This window comes from Mesorhizobium sp. B2-7-2 (genome assembly GCF_006440775.1).
Lineage (GTDB): Bacteria > Pseudomonadota > Alphaproteobacteria > Rhizobiales > Rhizobiaceae > Mesorhizobium.
In genome coordinates this window covers 1-18,888 of sequence record NZ_VFTZ01000023.1, presented here as the reverse complement: position 1 = coordinate 18,888, position 18,888 = coordinate 1, and the positions used below count along the sequence as shown (strand labels likewise).

Below are 18,888 nucleotides of genomic sequence, written 5' to 3'. Positions count from 1 at the left end.
TGGGGGAGACATGAGCGAATCTACCCGTCCCATGCGGCGACAGGACATAAGGCGGGAGAATGAAAAAGCAATTCTGCTCGCTGCCGAGAAGGTGTTCGCGGAAGCCGGGTTCGGCGGCGCCACGATGCAGCTGATCGCCGATCTGGCGGGGCTGCCGAAGGCAAATCTCCACTATTATTTCGCCACCAAGGAAGAGCTCTACCGGTCCGTCGTCCAGAACATCTTCGAGATCTGGCTGCAGGCGGCCAATTGCTTCGACGCCGCGCGCGGCCCGGTTGACGGCATCAGCGCCTATATCGACGCCAAGATGGAAATATCGCGCCGCCACCCGGACGGGTCGAAGGTCTGGGCCTCGGAGGTGATGCACGGCGCGCCGGTGCTTCAGGACTATATGGAATCGACGCTGCGCGAATGGACCGACGGCCGCGTCGAGATCATCAGGCGCTGGATCGAGGAGGGCAAGATGGACCCGGTCGACCCGCGTCATCTGCTTTACATGCTCTGGGCCACGACCCAGCATTACGCCGATTTCGGCCACCAAATCGAGACGCTGAACGGCGGCAAGTCGCTCTCGGACCGGCAATGGCGGGAAGCCAAGGAAAACATCAAGCGGGTGATTCTGACCGGCATCGGCGCGCAGCCGGCCTGAATCTCACCGAATGTCGGCGCTGCGGCGTCGACCTCAGCCAGCGGCTTCGCGGACACCCTCCCTTCCACGCGATAGGGCAATCGCATACGAGGCTTATCGGCGAAGGCCAACACGAGGCCGTCATCCTCGGGCTTGACCCGAGGATCCGCCGTCGCACGCGGATATAGCGCGACAAGATCAGGGGCCGGTAGATCCTCGGGACAAGCCCGAGGATGACGCCCAGACATGTCCGAACTGCCAAAGCTATATGCGATTGCCCTGCCCTCCACGGCAGAGTGCCCGCTCCGGCTTGTCAGTCGATCGACCTCAGCACCTCACGCACATGGTCGATCAGTTCGTTGATCTGGCCCTTGGTGATGATCAGCGGCGGCGACAGCGCGATGATGTCGCCGGTGGTGCGGATCAGCGCGCCGCGTTCGAACGCTTTGACGAAGGCCGAGAACGCCCGCTTGGTCGGGCTACCGGCGATCGGCGCCAGCTCGATCGCACCGATCAGGCCGATGTTGCGGATGTCGATGACATGCGGCTCACCCTTCAGCGAATGCAGCGCGTCTTCCCAGTAAGGCGCCAGCTCCTCGCCGCGGGTCAGCAGGCCCTCTTCCTTGTAGGTATCGAGCGTGCCGAGCGCCGCGGCGCAGGCGATCGGATTGCCCGAATAGGTGTAGCCGTGGAAGAACTCGATCATGTGCTCAGGGCCGGTCATGAAGGCGTCGTGGATCTCCTTCTTGACGAACACCGCGCCCATCGGAATGACGCCGTTGGAGACGCCCTTGGCCGTCGTCATGATGTCCGGCGTGACCCCGAAATAGTCTGCCGCGAACGGCGCGCCGAGGCGGCCGAATCCGGTGATCACTTCATCGAAAATCAACAATATGCCGTGCTTCGTGCAGATTTCCCGAAGTTTCTGCAGATAGCCCTTCGGCGGCAGGATGACGCCGGTGGAGCCGGCGACCGGCTCGACGATGACGGCAGCGATGGTCGAGGCGTCATGCAAGGTGACGAGACGCTCCAGCTCATTGGCGAGCTCGGCGCCATGCTCCGGCACGCCCTTCGAGAAGGCGTTCTTCTCCGGCAGATGCGTGTGCGGCAGATGGTCGACGCCGCCGAGCAGCGTGCCGAACATCTTGCGGTTGGAGACGATGCCGCCGACCGAGATGCCGCCGAAATTGACGCCGTGATAGCCGCGCTCGCGGCCGATCAGGCGGGTGCGCGAGCCCTCGCCGCGAACGCGGTGATAGGCGATCGCCATCTTCAGCGCGGTGTCCACCGATTCCGATCCGGAATTGGTGAAGAAGACATGGTCCATGCCCTTGGGCGCGATATCGACCAGGCGGTTCGCCAGCTCGAATACGATCGGATGGCCCATCTGGAAAGCCGGCGCGTAGTCGAGCTCGGCAGCCTGGTTCTGGATCGCCTCGGTGATCTTCGGCCGGCAGTGGCCGGCGTTCACGCACCACAGGCCCGCGGTGCCGTCGAGCACCTTGCGGCCGTCGCTGGTGGTGTAATGCATGTCCTTGGCGGACACGAACATGCGCGGCGCCTGCTTGAACTGGCGGTTTGCCGTGAACGGCATCCAGAATGCGCTGAGATCGTTCGGCGTGACTTTCAGCCGGTTGGACATGACCAGGACTTCCCCTTGTAAGCGTGTTTCGGTACGGCCAACGCTTGGTCTTCGCTGCGTTTTCGTGCTACGCAAATTTTTGACCGGTTGGACAAACGTTAGCACCGCCTGTCGGCGGTCAAGGGATTACTAGCGGAAATGCGGCATAAAAAGCGCGCTCCACAGCCCAAGGAAAAACTGGTCCAGACAATTGGTCCAGAGAGCCCGCGCGAAGACGGCCGGCAAGCATGACGGCGGCGATGGAAGGCTCCGCTCCCCGCCGCACCCGCATCCAGCAGGAAAAGCGCGAGCTGATCCTCGAAGCCGCGCTCGAGGTCTTCTCCACCAACGGTTTTCGCGGCTCGACCATCGACCAGATCGCCGAAGCCGCCGGCATGTCGAAGCCCAACCTTCTCTATTACTTCCGCCGCAAGGAAGACATTCACGAGACGTTGATGCAGCGCCTGCTCGACACCTGGCTGGCGCCGCTGCGCGAGCTGGACGACATCGGCGACCCGCTGACGGAGCTCAGAAGCTACATCCGCAGGAAGCTCGAAATGGCGCGCGATTTTCCGCGCGAAAGCCGGCTGTTCGCCAATGAAATCCTGCAGGGCGCGCCGCGCATCAAGCCGATGCTGGAGGGCGAGCTGAAGACGCTGGTCGACGAGAAGGCCGCCGTCATCAAGGGCTGGATGCGCGCCGGCAAGATCGCCCGCACCGATCCCTGGCACCTGATCTTCTCGATCTGGGCGACGACGCAGCACTATGCCGATTTCGACGTCCAGGTGCGCGCCGTGCTCGGCGCCGACCGCGGCGGCGACGGCCGCTTCGAGGACGCAGCGCGGTTCCTGGAGCAGCTGTTCCTGGATGGGCTGAAGCCGAAGGGTTAGCGTCGACGAGATGGCTTAGCAGGTGGTCCCCGTGTGTGGGGCCAACTTTTGCTGACCTTGGAGATTGGCCGAGGCGCCCATCATTTCGTCATCCAAGGGCGGAGCAAGGAGCGAAGCGACGCGGCGCAGACCCGAGGATCCATTCCGTGACCTCGGAGCGCAGCTACGGTGCAGAATTCTGCATCACTGCATCCCACGGCGGAGGTAACGGAATGGATCCTCGGGTCTGCGCGTCCGCTTCGCTCCCTGCTCCGCCCGTGGATGACGAAGAAGAGGGATGCCGCCAGCAACCTCACGCGCTGCGCCGCTCTATCGGAAGCCCCTCCAGCAGCTTCTTGAGCTTCACCACCGAGTTCTGCTCCGCCAGCGGCGTGTAGACGATCAATCGCATGTCCGAACCGTCATCGATCGACAGGCTCATATGCTCGAACGTCATCGCGCCGGCGATCGGATGCCGCAGATGCTTCAGGCCGGAGAGCCGATGCACCACATCGCGCTGCGGCCACCATTCGCGGAACTCGGGGCTTGAGCGCATCATCAACTCGATCAGCCGTTCGAAATCCGGATCGCCGGTGTATTTCGCGCTCTCGGCGCGGAAGGCGGCAAGGGTCGCGCGCGCCAGCTGTTCCCAATCCACCAGCAGATGCCGCCGGTGCGGATCGGTGAAGACGCCGTGGATGATGTTGCGGGCGTCGCCCTCCAGCAGGCCGTAATCGCCGAAAATGGCGACCGCCGCGTCGTTCCATGCCAGCACGTCCCAGCGCGGGCCGACGACATAGGCGGGCTGCAGGACCAGGCTCTGCAGCATGTGCAGCAAGGGTCCATCGACCTTGCCCTGCACGATGCGCCGCCGCTCCGGCTGCTGGCGGCCGGCGAGCGTGAACAGATGCCGCTGCTCGGCGGCGTCGAGCCGCAACGCCTGGCAGAGCGCCGACAGCACCTCGACCGAAGGCCGCACATCCCTGCCCTGCTCCAGCCAGGTGTACCAAGTGGTGCCGACGCCGGCGATCATCGCCACTTCCTCGCGCCGCAGGCCCGGCGTGCGCCGCCGCGCGCCGCAGGCGATGCCGGCGGTATCCGGCGAAAGCCGCTCGCGACGGGAACGCAGGAAGGCGCCGAGCTCGCGCCGGCGGTGATCTTCGGGAGAATGGATGACGGCGTCCATGCACCTATTATAGCAGTACCGATACCAGGATAAAGTTTGAACTGTTTGCGCCCCGCGCGATGTCCCATCTTTGCGTTCAGAGCAGCGCAAGGAGGCTCCGGACATGGAACTCAACGAAAAAACAATTCTCGTCACCGGCTCGACCGACGGCGTCGGCCGCGTGGTCGCCGAGCGGCTCGGCGCCGCCGGCGCCCGCGTGCTGGTGCATGGCCGCGATGAAGGCCGTGGCAAAGCCACCGTCGCCGCCATCGAAGCAAAGGGTGGCAAGGCCGAATTTCTCATCGCCGATCTTTCGTCGCTTGCCGAGGTGCGTCGCCTCGCCGAAGCGGTGCGCGCCAGGACCGATCGGCTCAACGTCCTGATCAACAATGCCGGCGTCGGCACCGGCGGCCAGGCCGCCAGCCGGCAGGTCAGCGCCGACGGCTACGAGTTGCGCTTCGCCGTCAACTATCTCGCCGGCTTTCTGCTGACGTCGGAGCTCTTGCCGCTCATCAAGGCAAGCGCGCCGGCGCGCATCGTCAATGTCGCCTCGGCCGGCCAGCAGGCGATCGACTTCGACGACGTCATGCTGACAAATGGCTATAGCGGCGTGCGCGCCTACTGCCAGAGCAAGTTGGCGCAGATCCTGTTCACCGTCGACCTGGCGGAACAACTCGACGGCACCGGCGTCACGGTCAACGCCTTGCATCCGGCAAGCTATATGGACACCACCATGGTCCGGCAGGCGGGCGTCACGCCATGGAGCTCGGTCGAGACCGGCGCCGACGCCATTCTCAACCTGGCAACGTCGCCGGCGCTCGAAGGCCGCAGCGGCCGCTACTTCGACGGCCAGCGTGAATCGCGCGCCGACCCGCAAGCCTATGACGAGAAAGCCCGCCGCCGGCTGCGCGCGCTTAGCCTCGAATTGATCGGACAATCTTCCGCAACATCCAGGGAAAAGCACTCATGAGCGAGACCACCGAACACTGCGTCATAATCGGCGGCTCGTCCGGCATCGGCCTTGCCACGGCCAAGAAGCTGGTCAGCCCTGCGATGAAAGTCACGATCACCGGCCGCAGCGAGGAGAAGCTGAAGAGCGCCTGGAAAAGCCTCGACGGCACCGTCGACAAGGCAGCGTTCGACGCCACCAAACCGGACGAGGTCCGGAATTTCTTCGAGCGCCTCGGGCCATTCGATCATCTGGTTCTCGCCGCGAGCGGCGGCAAGGGACTGGGACCGTTCGCGACGCTCGACCTCGCCGATATCGGCAGCGGCGTCGATGAAAAGATCCGGCCGCAACTCTCCTGCCTGCAGGCGGCCCTGCCGACCTTGAACAAAGCCGGCTCGGTGACTTTCATCTCAGCCGTGTCGGCGCAGATTGCCGCGCCCGGCGTCGCCGGCATCGGCGCCATCAACGGCATGCTGCTTACCGTCGCGCCGATCCTCGCCGTCGAGCTGAAGCCTTTGCGTGTCAACGTCGTGGCGCCCGGTGTCATCGACACCCCCTGGTGGGACTTTTTGCCGGACGATCAGCGGCAGGCGGTGTTCGCCGAATATGCCGGCAAGACGCCGGTCGGCCGTATCGGCCGCGCCGAGGACGTCGCCGAAGCTATCGCCTTCCTGGTCTCGAACAGCTTCATGACCGGCCAGGTGCTGACCTGCGACGGCGGTCTGCGCTACGCGGCGTGAACAATAGGGCGCGCGGATCTCTCATCCGCGCGCTAGGCCGTCCGATCAGGCGGCCTTGGCGGCCGGTATCGGATGGATGGCGTGGAAGGGAATGCACAGCCGGTTCCAGGTGTTGATCATGCCGAGCGCGACCGAGAGCTTGACCAGTTCCTCTTCCGAGAAGTGCTCGAGCGTGCGGGCATAGAGTTCGTCCGATACGCCATTGTCGGCGATCAGCGTCACGGCCTCGGTCCATGCGAGGGCGGCCCGTTCGCGCTCGGAAAACAGCGGCGATTCCTTCCAGGCGGCGACGAGATAAAGACGTGTTTCGGTCTCGCCGTCGCGTCGCGCCTCGCGACTGTGCATTTCGACGCAGTATGAGCAGCCATTGATCTGCGACGCCCTGAGCTTGATCAGGTGCAGCAGGCTGACCTCCAACCCGCATTCGTCGACGGCCTTGTTGAGCCCCGATACCGCCTTCATGATTTCCGGCGCCTTGGCAAAGAACTGCAGTCTCGGTTTCATCGTCTTTTCCTTTCGGGCTTGGGGTGGGTTAGAGGTTCAAATCTGCTTCGGTGAAGCGGATTTCTGGCGCCGCTGGTGACGCTCGACGAAGGCGCAACTCGCGGCATAGGATCGCGGATCGCCTTCGGCCGCGTACTCCGCCACGATGTCGGACAGCTTCACTTCGGCGAGCGCCGCCCGATAGGCGCGCTCGGCCTTGAGCATCGCGGCATTGATGCCGCAGGGCTTCACATAGGCGGAGGCATTGATCTTGACCGGGCCGCGCTGGCGGATCTCGCCGCAGCGGAAGGCGGGCTCCCTGCCCTCCACTGCAAGCACAATGTCGAGCAGCGTGATGCGCTCGGCCGCCCGCGCCAGCCTGTAGCCGCCCGCCGGCCCCGGCACCGATTCCAGGATGCGCGCCGCCGTCAGTTGATTGAGATGTTTCAGGAGATAGCTCGGCGATAACCCGAAGCACTCGGCGAGCGCGGCACCGGGCATCGTGCTGTTGCCATCGACGCTGGCCAGCGTCGCCGCGCAATGGATGGCCGCCTCGACGCCATCGCCCAGTTTCATTGTGCTGATCTCCTAATCATGGATATACTTTATCTTGGATAAATCCTATCTGCAATATGGAAAACCAAAATTGCCCGCCAATTCGCAACGGCAATATGAGAGCGGCGCTTCGCACGACTTGGATTCCTCGCACCCCGCAAAGCGGGGGAGAGGTGGCCCGGCGAAGCCGGGACGGAGAGGGGGAGACGACCTTTGCGACGTCAGAATCGATGAAGGAAGAGACGCGAGCGGGATGGAAAGGCGGTCAGGAACCGTCCGGCAATTCCCAGCGGTCCGAAGGCCTCTCTCCGTCCCGGCTTCGCCGGGCCACCTCTCCCCACTTCGTCTACGGCATGCACACATTTCCAAGCGGCTGGCCTTTGGCGATAGCGTGCTTGGCAGCTTCGCGCATGCCGTGTATGGCAGCTTGGCGCATGCATTGTCTTATGTAGCGCTGGTCGACCCCCACTCCGTCTCGGCTTCGCCGAGCCACCTCTCCCCCGATCGACGGGGTAGAGGAAGGCGCCAAGCTTTCTTTCGTCAACGCCCTTCCAGCAACGCTCCCTTCCTTTCCCTCCGGAGGGGGGAAAGGTGGCGCTGCGAAGCAGCGACTGATTGGGGGAACCACGTGGCAATCAAGCCTCAGGTCGATCAGTCGCGCCAGTCACAGAAGATGTGTGCATAGCGTAGCCCACTACGTGGGGCGAGAACCAAGCCTACTCCGCGGCCACCTTGGCCATCGGATTGTTGGGGTGCGTCGTCCAGTTGGCGTAGATCGGCGACACCGGCAAGCCGGTGCGCTGGTCGAGCACGCCGGCGGCCAGCGGCTGCATGGTGATGCAGCCCTCCACCGGACAGACATTGACGCAGAGGTTGCAGCCGACGCATTCGGCTTCGATCACCTCGAAATGCCTCACACCATCGACCATGCTGGTGATCGCCTGGTGCGAGGTGTCCTCGCAGGCGATGTGGCAGCGGCCGCATTTGATGCAGGCATCCTGGTCGATATGCGCCTTGGCGACATAGTTGAGGTTGAGATACTGCCAGTCGGTGACATTGGGCGTGGCCCGGCCGATGATGTCGGAGAGCGACGCATGGCCCTTCTCGTCCATCCAGTTCTCCAGCCCCGCGATCATCTCCTGTACGATCTTGAAGCCATAGGTCATCGCCGCCGTGCAGACCTGCACATTGCCGGCGCCGAGCGCCATGAATTCGGCGGCGTCGCGCCAGGTGGTGATGCCGCCGATGCCGGAGATCGGCAGGCCGCGGGTTTCGGGATCGCGCGCGATCTCGGCCACCATGTTCATGGCGATCGGCTTCACCGCTGGGCCGCAATAGCCGCCATGCGAGCCCTTGCCGTCGATGGTCGGCTGCGGCGCGAAATTGTCGAGATCGACGCCGGTGATCGAGTTGATGGTATTGATCAGCGACACGGCATCGGTGCCGCCGGCATGCGCCGCCCGGGCCGGCTTGCGGATGTCGGTGATGTTGGGCGTCAGCTTGGTGATGACCGGCATGCGCGTGTACTGCTTGCACCAGCGCACGACCATTTCGATATATTCCGGCACCTGGCCGACCGCCGAGCCCATGCCGCGCTCGCTCATGCCGTGCGGGCAGCCGAAATTGAGCTCGATGCCGTCGGCGCCGGTCTCCTCGACCAGCGGCAGGATCGCCTTCCAGCTTTCCTCCACGCAAGGCACCATGATCGAGGCGATCAGCGCCCGGTCCGGCCAGTTCATCTTCACCTGCTTCATCTCGCGCAGATTGGTCTGCAGATCGCGGTCGGTGATCAGCTCGATATTGTTCAAGCCAAGCAGGCGGCGGTCGGCGCCCCAGATCGCGCCATAGCGCGGGCCGTTGACGTTGACGACCGGCGGGCCTTCCTCGCCCAGCGTCTTCCAGACCACGCCGCCCCAGCCGGCCTTGAAGGCGCGCTCGACATTGTAGGCCTTGTCGGTCGGCGGCGCCGAGGCCAGCCAGAACGGGTTGGGCGATTTGATGCCGATGAAATTGTTACGGATGTCTGCCATGCTCATGCCCTCCCGTTAGAGGCCAGTGCCCGGTGGATGCTCTCGGCCGCGTCGCGCCCCTGCGCCACCGCCGAGACAGTCAAATCGTCGCCGCCGAAAATGCAGTCGCCGCCGGCCCAGACCTTGGCCAGCGAAGTGCGGCCTTCGGCGTCGACCTTGATGCGGCCGCCTTCGAGCTCGATCTGTTCCGCGCTGCTGTTGAGATGCGCCGGCACGAAGCTCTGGCCGATCGCCTTGAACACCTGATCGGCATTAAGTCGCAGGGTCTCGCCGGTGCCGACAAGCTTGTCGCCGCTCAGGGCGGTGTATTCGAGCTCGATGGCCGACACCTTGCCGTTCTCGGCAATGACGCGCTTCGGCTGCAGCCAGTGGCGGATGGTGACGCCATTGGCGGCGGCCAGATCCTGCTCGAACTCCGAAGCATTCATGTGCTCCTGGCCGCGCCGGTAGCAGATCGTCACTTCTTCGGCGCCGAGCAGCTTCGACTGCACCGCGGCGTCGATCGCCGTCATGCCACCGCCGATGACGACGACGCGCCGGCCGACCGGCAGGCCGGAAAGATCGCTCGCCTGCCGCAATTCCGAGATGAACTCGACGGCATTGGCGACGCCGTCGGCGTCCTCGCCTTCGGCGCGCAGCGCGTTGACGCCGCCAAGTCCCATGCCGAGGAACACCGCATCGTAGTTGCGGATCAGGTCCGCAAGCTGGAAGTCGCGGCCGAGCGCCTTGCCGTTCTGGATGTCGATACCGCCGATCGCGGTGACATAGTCCACTTCCGCCTGGGCGAAATCGTCGACGCTCTTATAGGCGGCGATGCCGTATTCGTTGAGCCCGCCGGCCTTCGGCCGCGCCTCGAGGATCGTCACATCATGGCCGTGGCGGGCAAGCCGATGCGCCGCCGCCAGCCCCGCCGGGCCGGCGCCGACCACGGCGATGCTCTTCCCGGTCGGTTCGGCGCGCTTGTAGAACTGTTTGTCCTCGCTCATGGCGACGTCGGTGGCGTAGCGCTGCAGCCGTCCGATCTGCACCGGCTTGCCTTCGGCCACCTCGCGCACGCAGACCTCCTCGCACAGCGTCTCGGTCGGGCAGACGCGGGCGCACATGCCGCCGAGGATATTCTGGTCGAAGATCGTCTTGGCCGCGCCCACCGGATTGCCCGTGGCGATCTGCCGGATGAACAGCGGGATGTCGATCGACGTCGGGCACGCATTCATGCATGGCGCGTCGTAGCAGAAATAGCAGCGATCGGACTCGACCAGCGCCTCATGATGATCGAGCGGCGGATGCAGGTCGGAAAAATTGTCGGCATATTGCTCGGAAGACAGCCGGCCGCCGGCAATGCCTTCGATGAAATGACCAGTCGCCATTCCAGTTCCCCTTGTTGTCGTTTTGGGGAAGGCTAGCACGTTTTATTTTTTTATCAATTGGTCAATTTTCGGCCAAGCCACTGTATTGCTTGCACAAAAACATGATAAACATAGTCATGTTATAGCCGGCTCAGTAAACTCTGCTGTGTCATGGCTTGTGATCCTGTGGCCATGGATTGACCATATCTCGTCCGCCACCAGTTCCTGCAGCCGCCACAGATTGCGGTCATGGATGCCGAAGGTCTCGAGGTGGCTGACGGTATTGTACAGGTATTCGGCACCCGAGCCGACATGGCCGCAGGCGCGTGCCAGTATCTTTGCTACGCTTTCCAGCGGCTGCCCGAGCGAAGTGCCCTTGCCGGTCACGCCGACCCAGAAGCCCAGCGCCCGCAGCCGACCCTGCACGGTGCGCACCGGAACCCACCGGACCGAGCTGACTGACTCGTGGTCGTCGATTTCACGCCGCAGCAATCTCTCGATCTGGGCTGGTTTCTCGCCATCCGGCAAACGATAGATGACGCCGTCGCAGCGCCCGCCCCGTTCCAGCGCCATCATCAATCCAGGCTGCTCGCGGCTGCCGCGCCAGCGCTTTATCTCGAGGCAGAACGAGCGGTGCCAGCCATGCGCCACCGCGCGCTGCTGCTCGACCGACTCGAAGGCCGGCTTCCAGATCAGCGAGCCATAGGCGAACACCCACAGCGGACCGTCGTCGGCTTCGCCGGACAGGCGCATGGCGAGCGTCCGGAAATCATCATCGCTTAGCTGTGTCCAGCTGCCATCAGGACCAGGGTCGACCTCGTCGCGATGGCACAAGGCTACGAGTTCTGGCGTGAGCGACATTCGACGCATGAAGACAGCCCCCTCTTTGAGGGCAGCAAAGTCGAAAAGCGCCGGATACGCAAGATCATGGGCCCAATGCATGTCGCCCAGAAGTGTGCAGCGGTTCTGGGACAACGACATGCATCGAGACAAGGACTTAAAGCCCGCCGCCTTAATCCGTTTCAGCGCGACGCGCTTCAAGCCGCTTGCCGTCGTCGAATTCTGGCCCAGATGTCGGATTTCTGTCGTCAGGATCGTCCTAAGGTGTGTTGAGATTCAGGTCAGGCCGCGCCGAAAACGGCGGTTTTCGAGAACCGGCCTACGCCGGCCGTAGCCTTCATAGAGCGGAGACGCTTGTGAGGGCTTCGGCCGGCGAAGGCCGGAGCGGAGCGTACTTAGGTACGTGAGCCCCGGAAGCGCAGGAAACCGGCGTTTGCAGGCCGGCATCACCTGAATATCAACATACCTTAGGATGGATCGAACAACGATAGCTGCCTGAACCCGTGAGGAGACCGATCATGCCGAAATCCCCGCAACCTTTCTTCTGGTACGAGTTGATGACCACCGACCTCGACGCCGCCGAGGCTTTCTACACCGCTGTTGTCGGCTGGCGGGCCGAGCCCTTCGACAAAGCGCCCGGCATGCCCCGCTACATCGTCGTGAACTCCGCCATGCGCGGCGTCGGCGGGCTGATGACGATGCCGGAAGAGCCCGCCAAGATGGGCATGCCGCCAGCCTGGATGGGCTACATCTACACCAAGGATGCCGACGCCTCGACGCAAGCGCTCAAGGACGCCGGCGGTGCCGTCCATCGCGCGCCGGACGACATTCCGGGCGTCGGCCGCTTCGCCGTCGTCGCGGACCCGCAAGGGGCTTCCTTCATGTTCCTGCAGCCCAATCAGGCCGAGCAGCCGCCGGTGCCGGCAACCACGTCTGGCCATGTCGGTTGGCATGAGCTCTACACCTCGGACTGGAAAGCGGCTTTCGACTTCTATTCCAGCCAGTTCGGCTGGACCAGCGCCGGCGAGTTCGACATGGGCGAGATGGGTATCTACAAAACCTTCGGCGCCGGCCCCGAATCCGGCGGCGGCATCATGAACAAGCCGCCGCAGATGCCGGTTCCCGTCTGGCAGTTCTATTTCAACGTCGACGCCATCGACGCCGCCGCCAAGCGCGTCACCGACAATGGCGGCAAAGTCATCATGGGTCCGATGGACGTGCCGAGCGGCCAGTGGATCATCCAGTGCCTGGACCCGCAAGGCGCGCATTTCGCGTTGCTGGCGCCGGTGCGATAACAGCACCGTTCGATGGGCTGGCGCTGGATCACTCCGGCGTCAGCACCGCCAGTTTCAGATCGGCCTTCCTGGCGCCGCTGAGCTGGACGACGGCCGCTCCGCCCTGGAGCTTGAAACGCAAGCTCTTGCGAATGCCCGGGCAGGTCTTCACGCCGCTGAAAGCCGCCGATTTCACGATCTTGCCATCCTGCACGACATCGATCCAGGCCTCGTCGGACAGGCTGAACTGCAGCTCGCCTTCAGGCGGCACGGTCACATTTGCCGTCGCGCCGAAGGTGCCGGCTTTCGGTGCACGGTCAGGCGGCACTTCAAAGCTGACCGCGTCGACAGCCGCGAGCGAGAAATCCACCGCTTGGCCGACCGTCAGGATGGCGCCGGATTGGGCGGCGGGTGCGGCCGGAAACAGGGCCTGCTCACGTTCAACCGGCCATTTGAAGGCGTCGCAGCCGGTATCCGCGGCTGCGGCGAAGCTGGTGCCCGCAAAGATTGCGAATAGGCTGATGACGACTTTTCTCATGGTTAAGGGACCTGCCTGGTTTTTGATGCGTCACCCCTGGTAATACAACCATAAGGATAGATATGCAACCATAGAGAGAAGAAATATGGAGATTGAAACCATTTCCGGTCACCGATTGTTGATGGCAGGCCATGGGATGTGAGTGGTCCGTCGCCGGGCGATAATCTAAGGCCCGAGCGGGGTAAAATGGAGTTTTAGATGAAGCTTTTCGAAAGCCTAGCTCAGTACAGCCCGCAGGCGCTGGGTGTGTTGCGCATCATGACCGCCTTGCAGTTCGTCGAACACGGCTCGCAGAAACTGTTCAACTTCCCGGTCAGCGCCGAGCCGCACGTCCTCACTGGGCTGACGACGGCTGCCGGCATTCTCGAATTCGCCGGCGGCATCCTGCTGGCGCTCGGCCTCTTCACCCGCCCGGTCGCATTCCTCCTGGCCGCCGAAATGGCGATCGCCTATTTCATGGCGCACATGCCGCGCGACTTCTTCCCCGTCAACAACGGCGGCGACTCGGCGATCTCCTTCTGCTTCATCTTCCTCTATCTGATCTTCGCCGGGTCCGGCGCCTTCGCACTGGATAACCGCCGCAGCGCCTGAAGCATCGAAGGGTGCGCGTCTGGAGGTTTTTTGTTTTGACGCAATTCCGGACGAAAAACCGCTTCGCACTTTTCCTGGAATTGCTCTAGCCGCGCATCCGCTCGAAATTGGCGTCGAACAGCGGCGCCGCCTGGATGCGCGCCGCATGGCGCTTGCCAAGGATGTCGATCTCGAATCCGTCCGGTCTGTCGGCGATCTCCTTGGGCACATAGCCCATCGCGACCGACTTCTTCGAGTGATGCGCATAGCCGCCCGAGGTGACCCAGCCGCGCACGACGCCGCCATGCCAGATCGCCTCGTCGCCGATCACATCGGCATCGGTGGCCTCGACGATGAAGGCGCACAGCCTGAGCTTGCCGTCCTCTTTGCGCTCGGCAAGTGCTGCTTCCTTGCCGATGAAATCGGCGTCCTTGCTATAGGCGACGAAGCGGTCGAGCCCGGCCTCAAGCGGCCCATAGATCGGCCGGTACTCGCGCGCCCATGAGCCATAGTTCTTCTCGAGCCTCAGCGCATTGAGCGCGCGCGAGCCGAACAGGCCGATGCCTGACGCTTCGCCCGCGGCCAGCAGCGCCTGGTATGCGGCGCGCTGATATTCGGGCGCCACCCAAATCTCGTAGCCGAGATCGCCGGTGTAGCTGACGCGTCCGACCAGACACGGCGCCATGCCGATATCCATCCGCGCAACCGCCATGAAAGGGAACGCCTCGCTGGAAACGTCGGCGCGGGTCACTTTGTCGAGCACCTCCCTCGCCTTCGGCCCGGCGATGGCGAGACCCGCGAGCTTTTGGCCCAGCGCCTCGATTTGCACCGAGCCGTCCTTCGGCAGATGCGCCTCGAACCAGCGCATGTGGTACTGCTCGGCGATGCCGGAGCCGGCGATGAACCATTCGCCGTCGTCGATGTTGGCTAAAGTGAAATCGCCGATCAGCTTGCCGTCTTCCTTCAGCATCGGAGCCAGGGTCATGCGGCCGCGCTTTGGCAGCCTGCAGGCAAGCATGCGGTCGAGCCAAGCGGCCGCGCCCTCGCCCGTCACCTTGTATTTGGCGAAGTTCGAGATCTCCGACAGGCCGACGCCGTCGCGTACCGCCGCGACTTCCTTTGCAACATGGTCGAAGTCGGTCGAGCGCCGCCAGGAAAACTCGTCCTTGACGCCTTCCGGCGCATACCAGAGCGGCACTTCGAGCCCATAGGACACGCCCCATTGCGCGCCCTTGGCCGACAGCGTGTCATAGACCGGCGTCGTCTTCAGCGGCCGCCCGGCCGGCAGTTCCTCATTCGGGAAGCGGATCGAGAAACGACGCGAATAATTCTCGCGCACCTTGGCGTTGGTATAGGCCATAGTCGCCCAGTCGCCGTAGCGCGCCACGTCCATAGCCCAGATGTCGGCGCCCGGATCCCCCTCGATCATCCAGTTGGAGAGCGCGAGCCCCACGCCGCCGCCCTGGCTGAAACCGGCCATGACACCGCAGGCGACCCAGAAGCCGGGCAGGCCGCGCACCGGACCGACCAGCGGATTGCCGTCGGGGGCGAAGGTGAAGGGGCCGTTGATGATCTGCTTGATGCCGGTCTTCTGGAAGGCCGGGAAATGGCGGAAGCCGACTTCGAGCGACGTCGCGATGCGGTCGATGTCCGGCTCCAAAAGCTCATGGCCGAAATTCCAGGGTGTGGAAAATTCCGACCAGACCTTGTTGGCCTTCTCGTAAGTGCCCATCAGCATGCCGCCGCGCTCTTGGCGCAGATAGAGCTCGCCGTCGAAGTCGACCGCGTGGATGATCTCGGTGCCGGTCTTGTTGTTCCAGTCTGCAACCTCCGGCATGTCCTCGGTGATCAGGTACATGTGCTCCATGGCCAGCACCGGCAGCTCCAGGCCGACCATGCGGCCGACCTCGCGCGCCCACAGACCGCCGGCATTGACGACGTGCTCGGCAATGATATCGCCCTTGTTGGTGATGACGCGCCATAAGCCGTCCGGACGGCGCACGATGTCCTCGACCTTGGTGAAGCGCTCCACCTCGGCCCCCAGTTTCCGCGCCGCCTTGGCATAGGCATGCGTCACGCCGGACGGGTCGAGGTGACCGTCCTCCTTGTTGCGCACGGCGCCGACAAACTGGCTGGGATCGATGAGCGGCATCAATTCCGCCGCTTCCTTGGCCGAGATCACTTCGAGGTCGATGCCGAGATAGCGGCCCTTGGACACCACGCCGCGCAGCCAGTCGAGCCGCGCTTCGGTCGCCGCTAGTAGCACGCCGCCCGTGAGGTGCACGCCGGTGGCCTGCCCCGACAGTTCCTCGATCTCCTTGTAGAGCGAGATCGTGTATTTCTGCAGCTTGGCAACGTTGGGGTCGCCGTTGATGGTGTGCATGCCGCCGGCCGCATGCCAGGTCGAACCGGAAGTCAGCTCGTCGCGCTCCAAAAGCACGACATCTGTCCAGCCATGGCGGGCAAGATGGAACAGCACCGAGCATCCGACAACACCGCCGCCGATGACCACGACCTTTGCATGCGACTTCATGGGTTTTTCTCTGACATCAGGGAGTTGGGGAGATGAACTGAATCAGAAAGGCAGCGCGAGGCACCCCCCTCTGGCCTGCCGGCCATCTCCCCCTCAAGGGGGGAGATCAGCAGTGGGGACCTCGCCGCCGATTGATCCAGGTCGGCGATTGGCGAAGGCAGATGTGACGGCCAATCTCCCCCCTTGAGGGGGAGATGCCCGGCAGGGCAAAGGGGGGTGCCTCGCGCTGACGTCAAAGTCACGGCTCGCCCTGTCCGATCGCTTCCTTGCGGCGCGCCATATAGGCTTCGAGCGCTTCGCGCACAGCGGGATCCATCGCCGGCTGGACATACTCCTCCAGCGCTTTCTTCCACAGCCGCGTCGCGCGCGCCGTTGCGTCGAGCGCGCCCGCCTCCTGCCATGCCTCGTAATTCTGCCAGTTGGAAAGCATCGGCTGGTAGAAGGCGGTGGCGTAGCGCTCCAGCGTGTGCGGTTCGCCGAAGAAATGGCCGCCGGTCGGCACCGCGCCAAGCGCCTCGACCGCAAGCTCCGCCTCGTCGACCACGATCGGCCGCAGGAACTCCATCATGTGCTGGATCATTTCGACATCGATGATGAGCTTTTCGAACGACGCCGTCAGCCCGCCCTCCTGCCAGCCGGCGGCGTGGTAGACGAGATTGCCGTGGCCGAGCACGGCGCCCCACAGAGCCATCAGCGTCTCGTAGGCGCCCTGCGCATCGGCGGCATTGGAGGCGGAGCCCGGCGTCGTGCGATAAGGCAATCTGTAGCGCCGCGCCAGCTGTCCCGAAGCGATGTTGGCTTTGGTGTTTTCCGGCGTGCCGAAGGCCGGCGCGCCCGACTTCATGTCGACATTGGAGGTGAAGGCGCCATACATCACCGGTGCGCCCGGACGCACCAGCTGCGTCAGCACGATGCCGAACAGCGCCTCGGCGTTCTGCTGCGCCAGCGCACCGGCCAGCGTCACCGGGCTCATCGCGCCCATCAGCGTGAACGGCGTCACCGCCACCGACTGCCCGTATTCGGCCATGGTCATCAGCCCTTCGGCCATCATCTCGTCGAAGCGGCGCGGCGAGTTGACCGAAATGATGGTGGTGACGCCGGGATCCTCTCCCATCTGCTCAAGCGTCAGCCCGCGCGCGATCGCCATCATCTCGATGCCGTCGAGCGCCCTGCCCCGCCCGATCGCCGAGACGTGGAAACATTTGTCGGTCAGCGTCAGATTGGCGAAATAGGTGTCCATATGCCTGGTATTCGCCGGCAGCTCGATCGGCGCGCAGACCTGGTTGCCCAGCATGTGGATGCAGTTGAAATGCTGCGCCAGCCGCACAAGGTCTGAATAATCCGCAAGATTGCCGGCGCGACGGCCGCGCTCCATGTCGTGCACATTGGGCGGGCCGGCGACGAGCGTAAAGTTGATGGTGCTGCCGCCAAGATGAATGGCGTGGTCTGGTCTTCGGGGCGTCAGCGTATAGGCCGAGCGCGTCGACTTCAGCGCCTCCTCGACCATGCCGCGATCGACGCGCACGTTCATCGAGCCGTGGTCGACCTTAGCGCCGGCGCGCTCGAACAGCGACAGGGCGCGTGCGCTCATCACTTCGATGCCGAAATTCTCCAGTATGTGCATCGATGCCTGGTGGATGGCTTCGATCTGGTCGGCCGACAGCAGCGCCATGGGCGGATAGGGATTCTCCACCCGCCGCGCCGGCAGTTGCGGGATGGCGGCTGGTCCCCGGTTGCTGGTGCGCTCGGCGCCGCGCTTGCGTCTTGGTTCGCTCATGCCCGCATCAGAGCGCCGGCATCGCATGCGGGCTGTCAGGAATTCGCCATTTGCCGGCGTGATTTTAGCCAAGGCGGCATTTTTCAAAATCGATGAAAAGAATAGCGTCACAAATGGTCGCAATAGCGATACTCGGTTCCTCGCGCTTCCCGCGCCCGCGTTAAGGAACCGCGCAACACTCCCTTTATGATTTCGGCCTATTCGTCTTCCAATGCGTAGGTCGAGTTTTAGTAAAATTGTCGCTGTCTCCGTGCTGCTGGCGCTTTCGGCCTGCGCGACGGCGCCCAGTCACATCAACAATGTCTGCGCTGTCTTCGACCAGAATGACGGCTGGTTCGACAACTGGCAGTCCGCCGCCGAACGGACCGAGCAGAAATACGGCGTTCCCGTCCCCGTGCTGATGGCGACGGTGCGCAAGGAATCCGGCTTCAAGAGCGATGCCCGCCCGCCGCGCACCAAGCTGCTCGGCTTCATCCCGTGGACGCATGTCTCGAGCGCCACCGGCTACTCGCAGGCGCTCGACGGTACATGGTCGCAATATCAAAGCGAGACCGGAAACTGGACAGCGCGCCGCACGCGCTTTGCCGACGCCATCGATTTCGTCGGCTGGTATCACTCAAAAACGGCCGATACGTTCGGCGTCGCCCGCAACGACACCTACAATCTCTACCTGGCCTATTATCTCGGCTGGACCGCCTACGGCCGCGGCAACCGGGGCGACGCCGGCGTTCAAGGCTACGCACGCGCCACCGATCAGATGGCGCGCGATTACGCCGCGCAGATTCGGCAGTGCGGCAGTTAGCACCCTGACAAAGGGATTTTTGAAAGGTTTCGGTTTGTCTTGGTGCAAGATTTCCGTTCATTTGCGTGAGATCAGCGCAAACGCCGGGGACTGAAGCCGCCCCAACCTCGTCATTCTATGGCGGAGCAAGGAGCGAAGCGACGCGCGCAGACCATAGAATCCATGCCG

Annotated in this window: 17 protein-coding genes; 7 read left to right on the top strand and 10 right to left on the bottom strand. The window is 63.7% G+C overall.

Annotated elements, in window-relative coordinates; all coding sequences use genetic code 11:
- Positions 1–10: 10 nt before the first annotated feature.
- Complete coding sequence (locus tag FJ425_RS25190) at positions 11–649, top strand: TetR/AcrR family transcriptional regulator (RefSeq protein ID WP_095768951.1); 639 nt, start codon at positions 11–13, stop codon at positions 647–649.
- Positions 650–941: 292 nt separating this feature from the next.
- On the opposite strand, the gene FJ425_RS25185 is transcribed toward FJ425_RS25190, so the two are convergent.
- On the bottom strand, positions 942–2,270 hold the full coding sequence (locus FJ425_RS25185; protein WP_140546683.1) for an aspartate aminotransferase family protein: 1,329 nt from the start codon (positions 2,268–2,270) through the stop codon (positions 942–944).
- A 239-nt stretch (positions 2,271–2,509) separates the two neighbouring features.
- On the opposite strand from FJ425_RS25185, the gene FJ425_RS25180 reads away from it, so the two are divergent.
- A complete protein-coding gene (locus FJ425_RS25180) occupies positions 2,510–3,139 on the top strand; it encodes a TetR family transcriptional regulator C-terminal domain-containing protein (RefSeq protein ID WP_135872613.1) in 630 nt (209 codons plus the stop codon).
- Between the two features lie 292 nt (positions 3,140–3,431).
- Here the strand turns inward: FJ425_RS25180 and FJ425_RS25175 are convergent, their stop codons facing one another.
- Positions 3,432–4,304: a helix-turn-helix transcriptional regulator gene (locus FJ425_RS25175; protein WP_140630802.1), complete on the bottom strand. Its 873-nt coding sequence runs from the start codon at positions 4,302–4,304 to the stop codon at positions 3,432–3,434.
- 103 nt (positions 4,305–4,407) lie between these two features.
- Between FJ425_RS25175 and FJ425_RS25170 the strand changes: the two genes are divergently transcribed.
- Both FJ425_RS25170 and FJ425_RS25165 read left to right on the top strand, forming a co-directional pair.
- On the top strand, positions 4,408–5,253 hold the full coding sequence (locus FJ425_RS25170) for an SDR family oxidoreductase (protein ID WP_140630799.1): 846 nt from the start codon (positions 4,408–4,410) through the stop codon (positions 5,251–5,253).
- Positions 5,250–5,972 carry an SDR family oxidoreductase gene (locus tag FJ425_RS25165; RefSeq protein WP_140546686.1) on the top strand — a complete coding sequence of 241 codons (723 nt, stop codon included), beginning with the start codon at positions 5,250–5,252 and terminating at the stop codon, positions 5,970–5,972. The genes FJ425_RS25170 and FJ425_RS25165 overlap by 4 nt, the downstream gene beginning before the upstream one ends.
- Positions 5,973–6,017: 45 nt before the next feature.
- On the opposite strand, the gene FJ425_RS25160 is transcribed toward FJ425_RS25165, so the two are convergent.
- From FJ425_RS25160 to FJ425_RS25140, 5 genes are all read right to left on the bottom strand, one after another.
- A complete protein-coding gene (locus FJ425_RS25160) occupies positions 6,018–6,476 on the bottom strand; it encodes a carboxymuconolactone decarboxylase family protein (RefSeq protein WP_140546687.1) in 459 nt (152 codons plus the stop codon).
- Positions 6,477–6,512: 36 nt separating this feature from the next.
- Positions 6,513–7,031: an Rrf2 family transcriptional regulator gene (locus tag FJ425_RS25155; RefSeq protein WP_140546688.1), complete on the bottom strand. Its 519-nt coding sequence runs from the start codon at positions 7,029–7,031 to the stop codon at positions 6,513–6,515.
- 695 nt (positions 7,032–7,726) lie between these two features.
- On the bottom strand, positions 7,727–9,040 hold the full coding sequence (gene preA, locus FJ425_RS25150) for an NAD-dependent dihydropyrimidine dehydrogenase subunit PreA (protein WP_140726769.1): 1,314 nt from the start codon (positions 9,038–9,040) through the stop codon (positions 7,727–7,729).
- 2 nt (positions 9,041–9,042) lie between these two features.
- Positions 9,043–10,407: an NAD(P)-dependent oxidoreductase gene (locus tag FJ425_RS25145; protein ID WP_140726767.1), complete on the bottom strand. Its 1,365-nt coding sequence runs from the start codon at positions 10,405–10,407 to the stop codon at positions 9,043–9,045.
- A 114-nt stretch (positions 10,408–10,521) separates the two neighbouring features.
- Complete coding sequence (locus tag FJ425_RS25140) at positions 10,522–11,256, bottom strand: gamma-glutamylcyclotransferase (RefSeq protein ID WP_140726844.1); 735 nt, start codon at positions 11,254–11,256, stop codon at positions 10,522–10,524.
- 488 nt (positions 11,257–11,744) lie between these two features.
- On the opposite strand from FJ425_RS25140, the gene FJ425_RS25130 reads away from it, so the two are divergent.
- Complete coding sequence (locus FJ425_RS25130; RefSeq protein ID WP_140726762.1) at positions 11,745–12,521, top strand: VOC family protein; 777 nt, start codon at positions 11,745–11,747, stop codon at positions 12,519–12,521.
- Positions 12,522–12,549: 28 nt separating this feature from the next.
- On the opposite strand, the gene FJ425_RS25125 is transcribed toward FJ425_RS25130, so the two are convergent.
- On the bottom strand, positions 12,550–13,038 hold the full coding sequence (locus tag FJ425_RS25125; protein ID WP_140726759.1) for a hypothetical protein: 489 nt from the start codon (positions 13,036–13,038) through the stop codon (positions 12,550–12,552).
- A 198-nt stretch (positions 13,039–13,236) separates the two neighbouring features.
- Between FJ425_RS25125 and FJ425_RS25120 the strand changes: the two genes are divergently transcribed.
- Positions 13,237–13,629 (top strand): DoxX family protein, encoded by a 393-nt coding sequence (locus FJ425_RS25120; RefSeq protein WP_140726756.1) that lies wholly within the window; start codon positions 13,237–13,239, stop codon positions 13,627–13,629.
- Positions 13,630–13,714: 85 nt separating this feature from the next.
- Here FJ425_RS25120 and FJ425_RS25115 read toward each other — a convergent pair whose 3' ends face one another.
- Both FJ425_RS25115 and FJ425_RS25105 read right to left on the bottom strand, forming a co-directional pair.
- Positions 13,715–16,141: an FAD-dependent oxidoreductase gene (locus tag FJ425_RS25115; RefSeq protein WP_140726754.1), complete on the bottom strand. Its 2,427-nt coding sequence runs from the start codon at positions 16,139–16,141 to the stop codon at positions 13,715–13,717.
- Between the two features lie 238 nt (positions 16,142–16,379).
- Positions 16,380–17,918, bottom strand: a complete 1,539-nt coding sequence (locus FJ425_RS25105) for a trimethylamine methyltransferase family protein (protein ID WP_140726752.1) — start codon at positions 17,916–17,918, stop codon at positions 16,380–16,382.
- A 211-nt stretch (positions 17,919–18,129) separates the two neighbouring features.
- Here FJ425_RS25105 and FJ425_RS25100 point away from each other — a divergent pair, with 211 nt between their 5' ends.
- Complete coding sequence (locus FJ425_RS25100; RefSeq protein ID WP_140726749.1) at positions 18,130–18,720, top strand: transglycosylase SLT domain-containing protein; 591 nt, start codon at positions 18,130–18,132, stop codon at positions 18,718–18,720.
- The last annotated feature ends 168 nt before the right edge of the window (positions 18,721–18,888 follow it).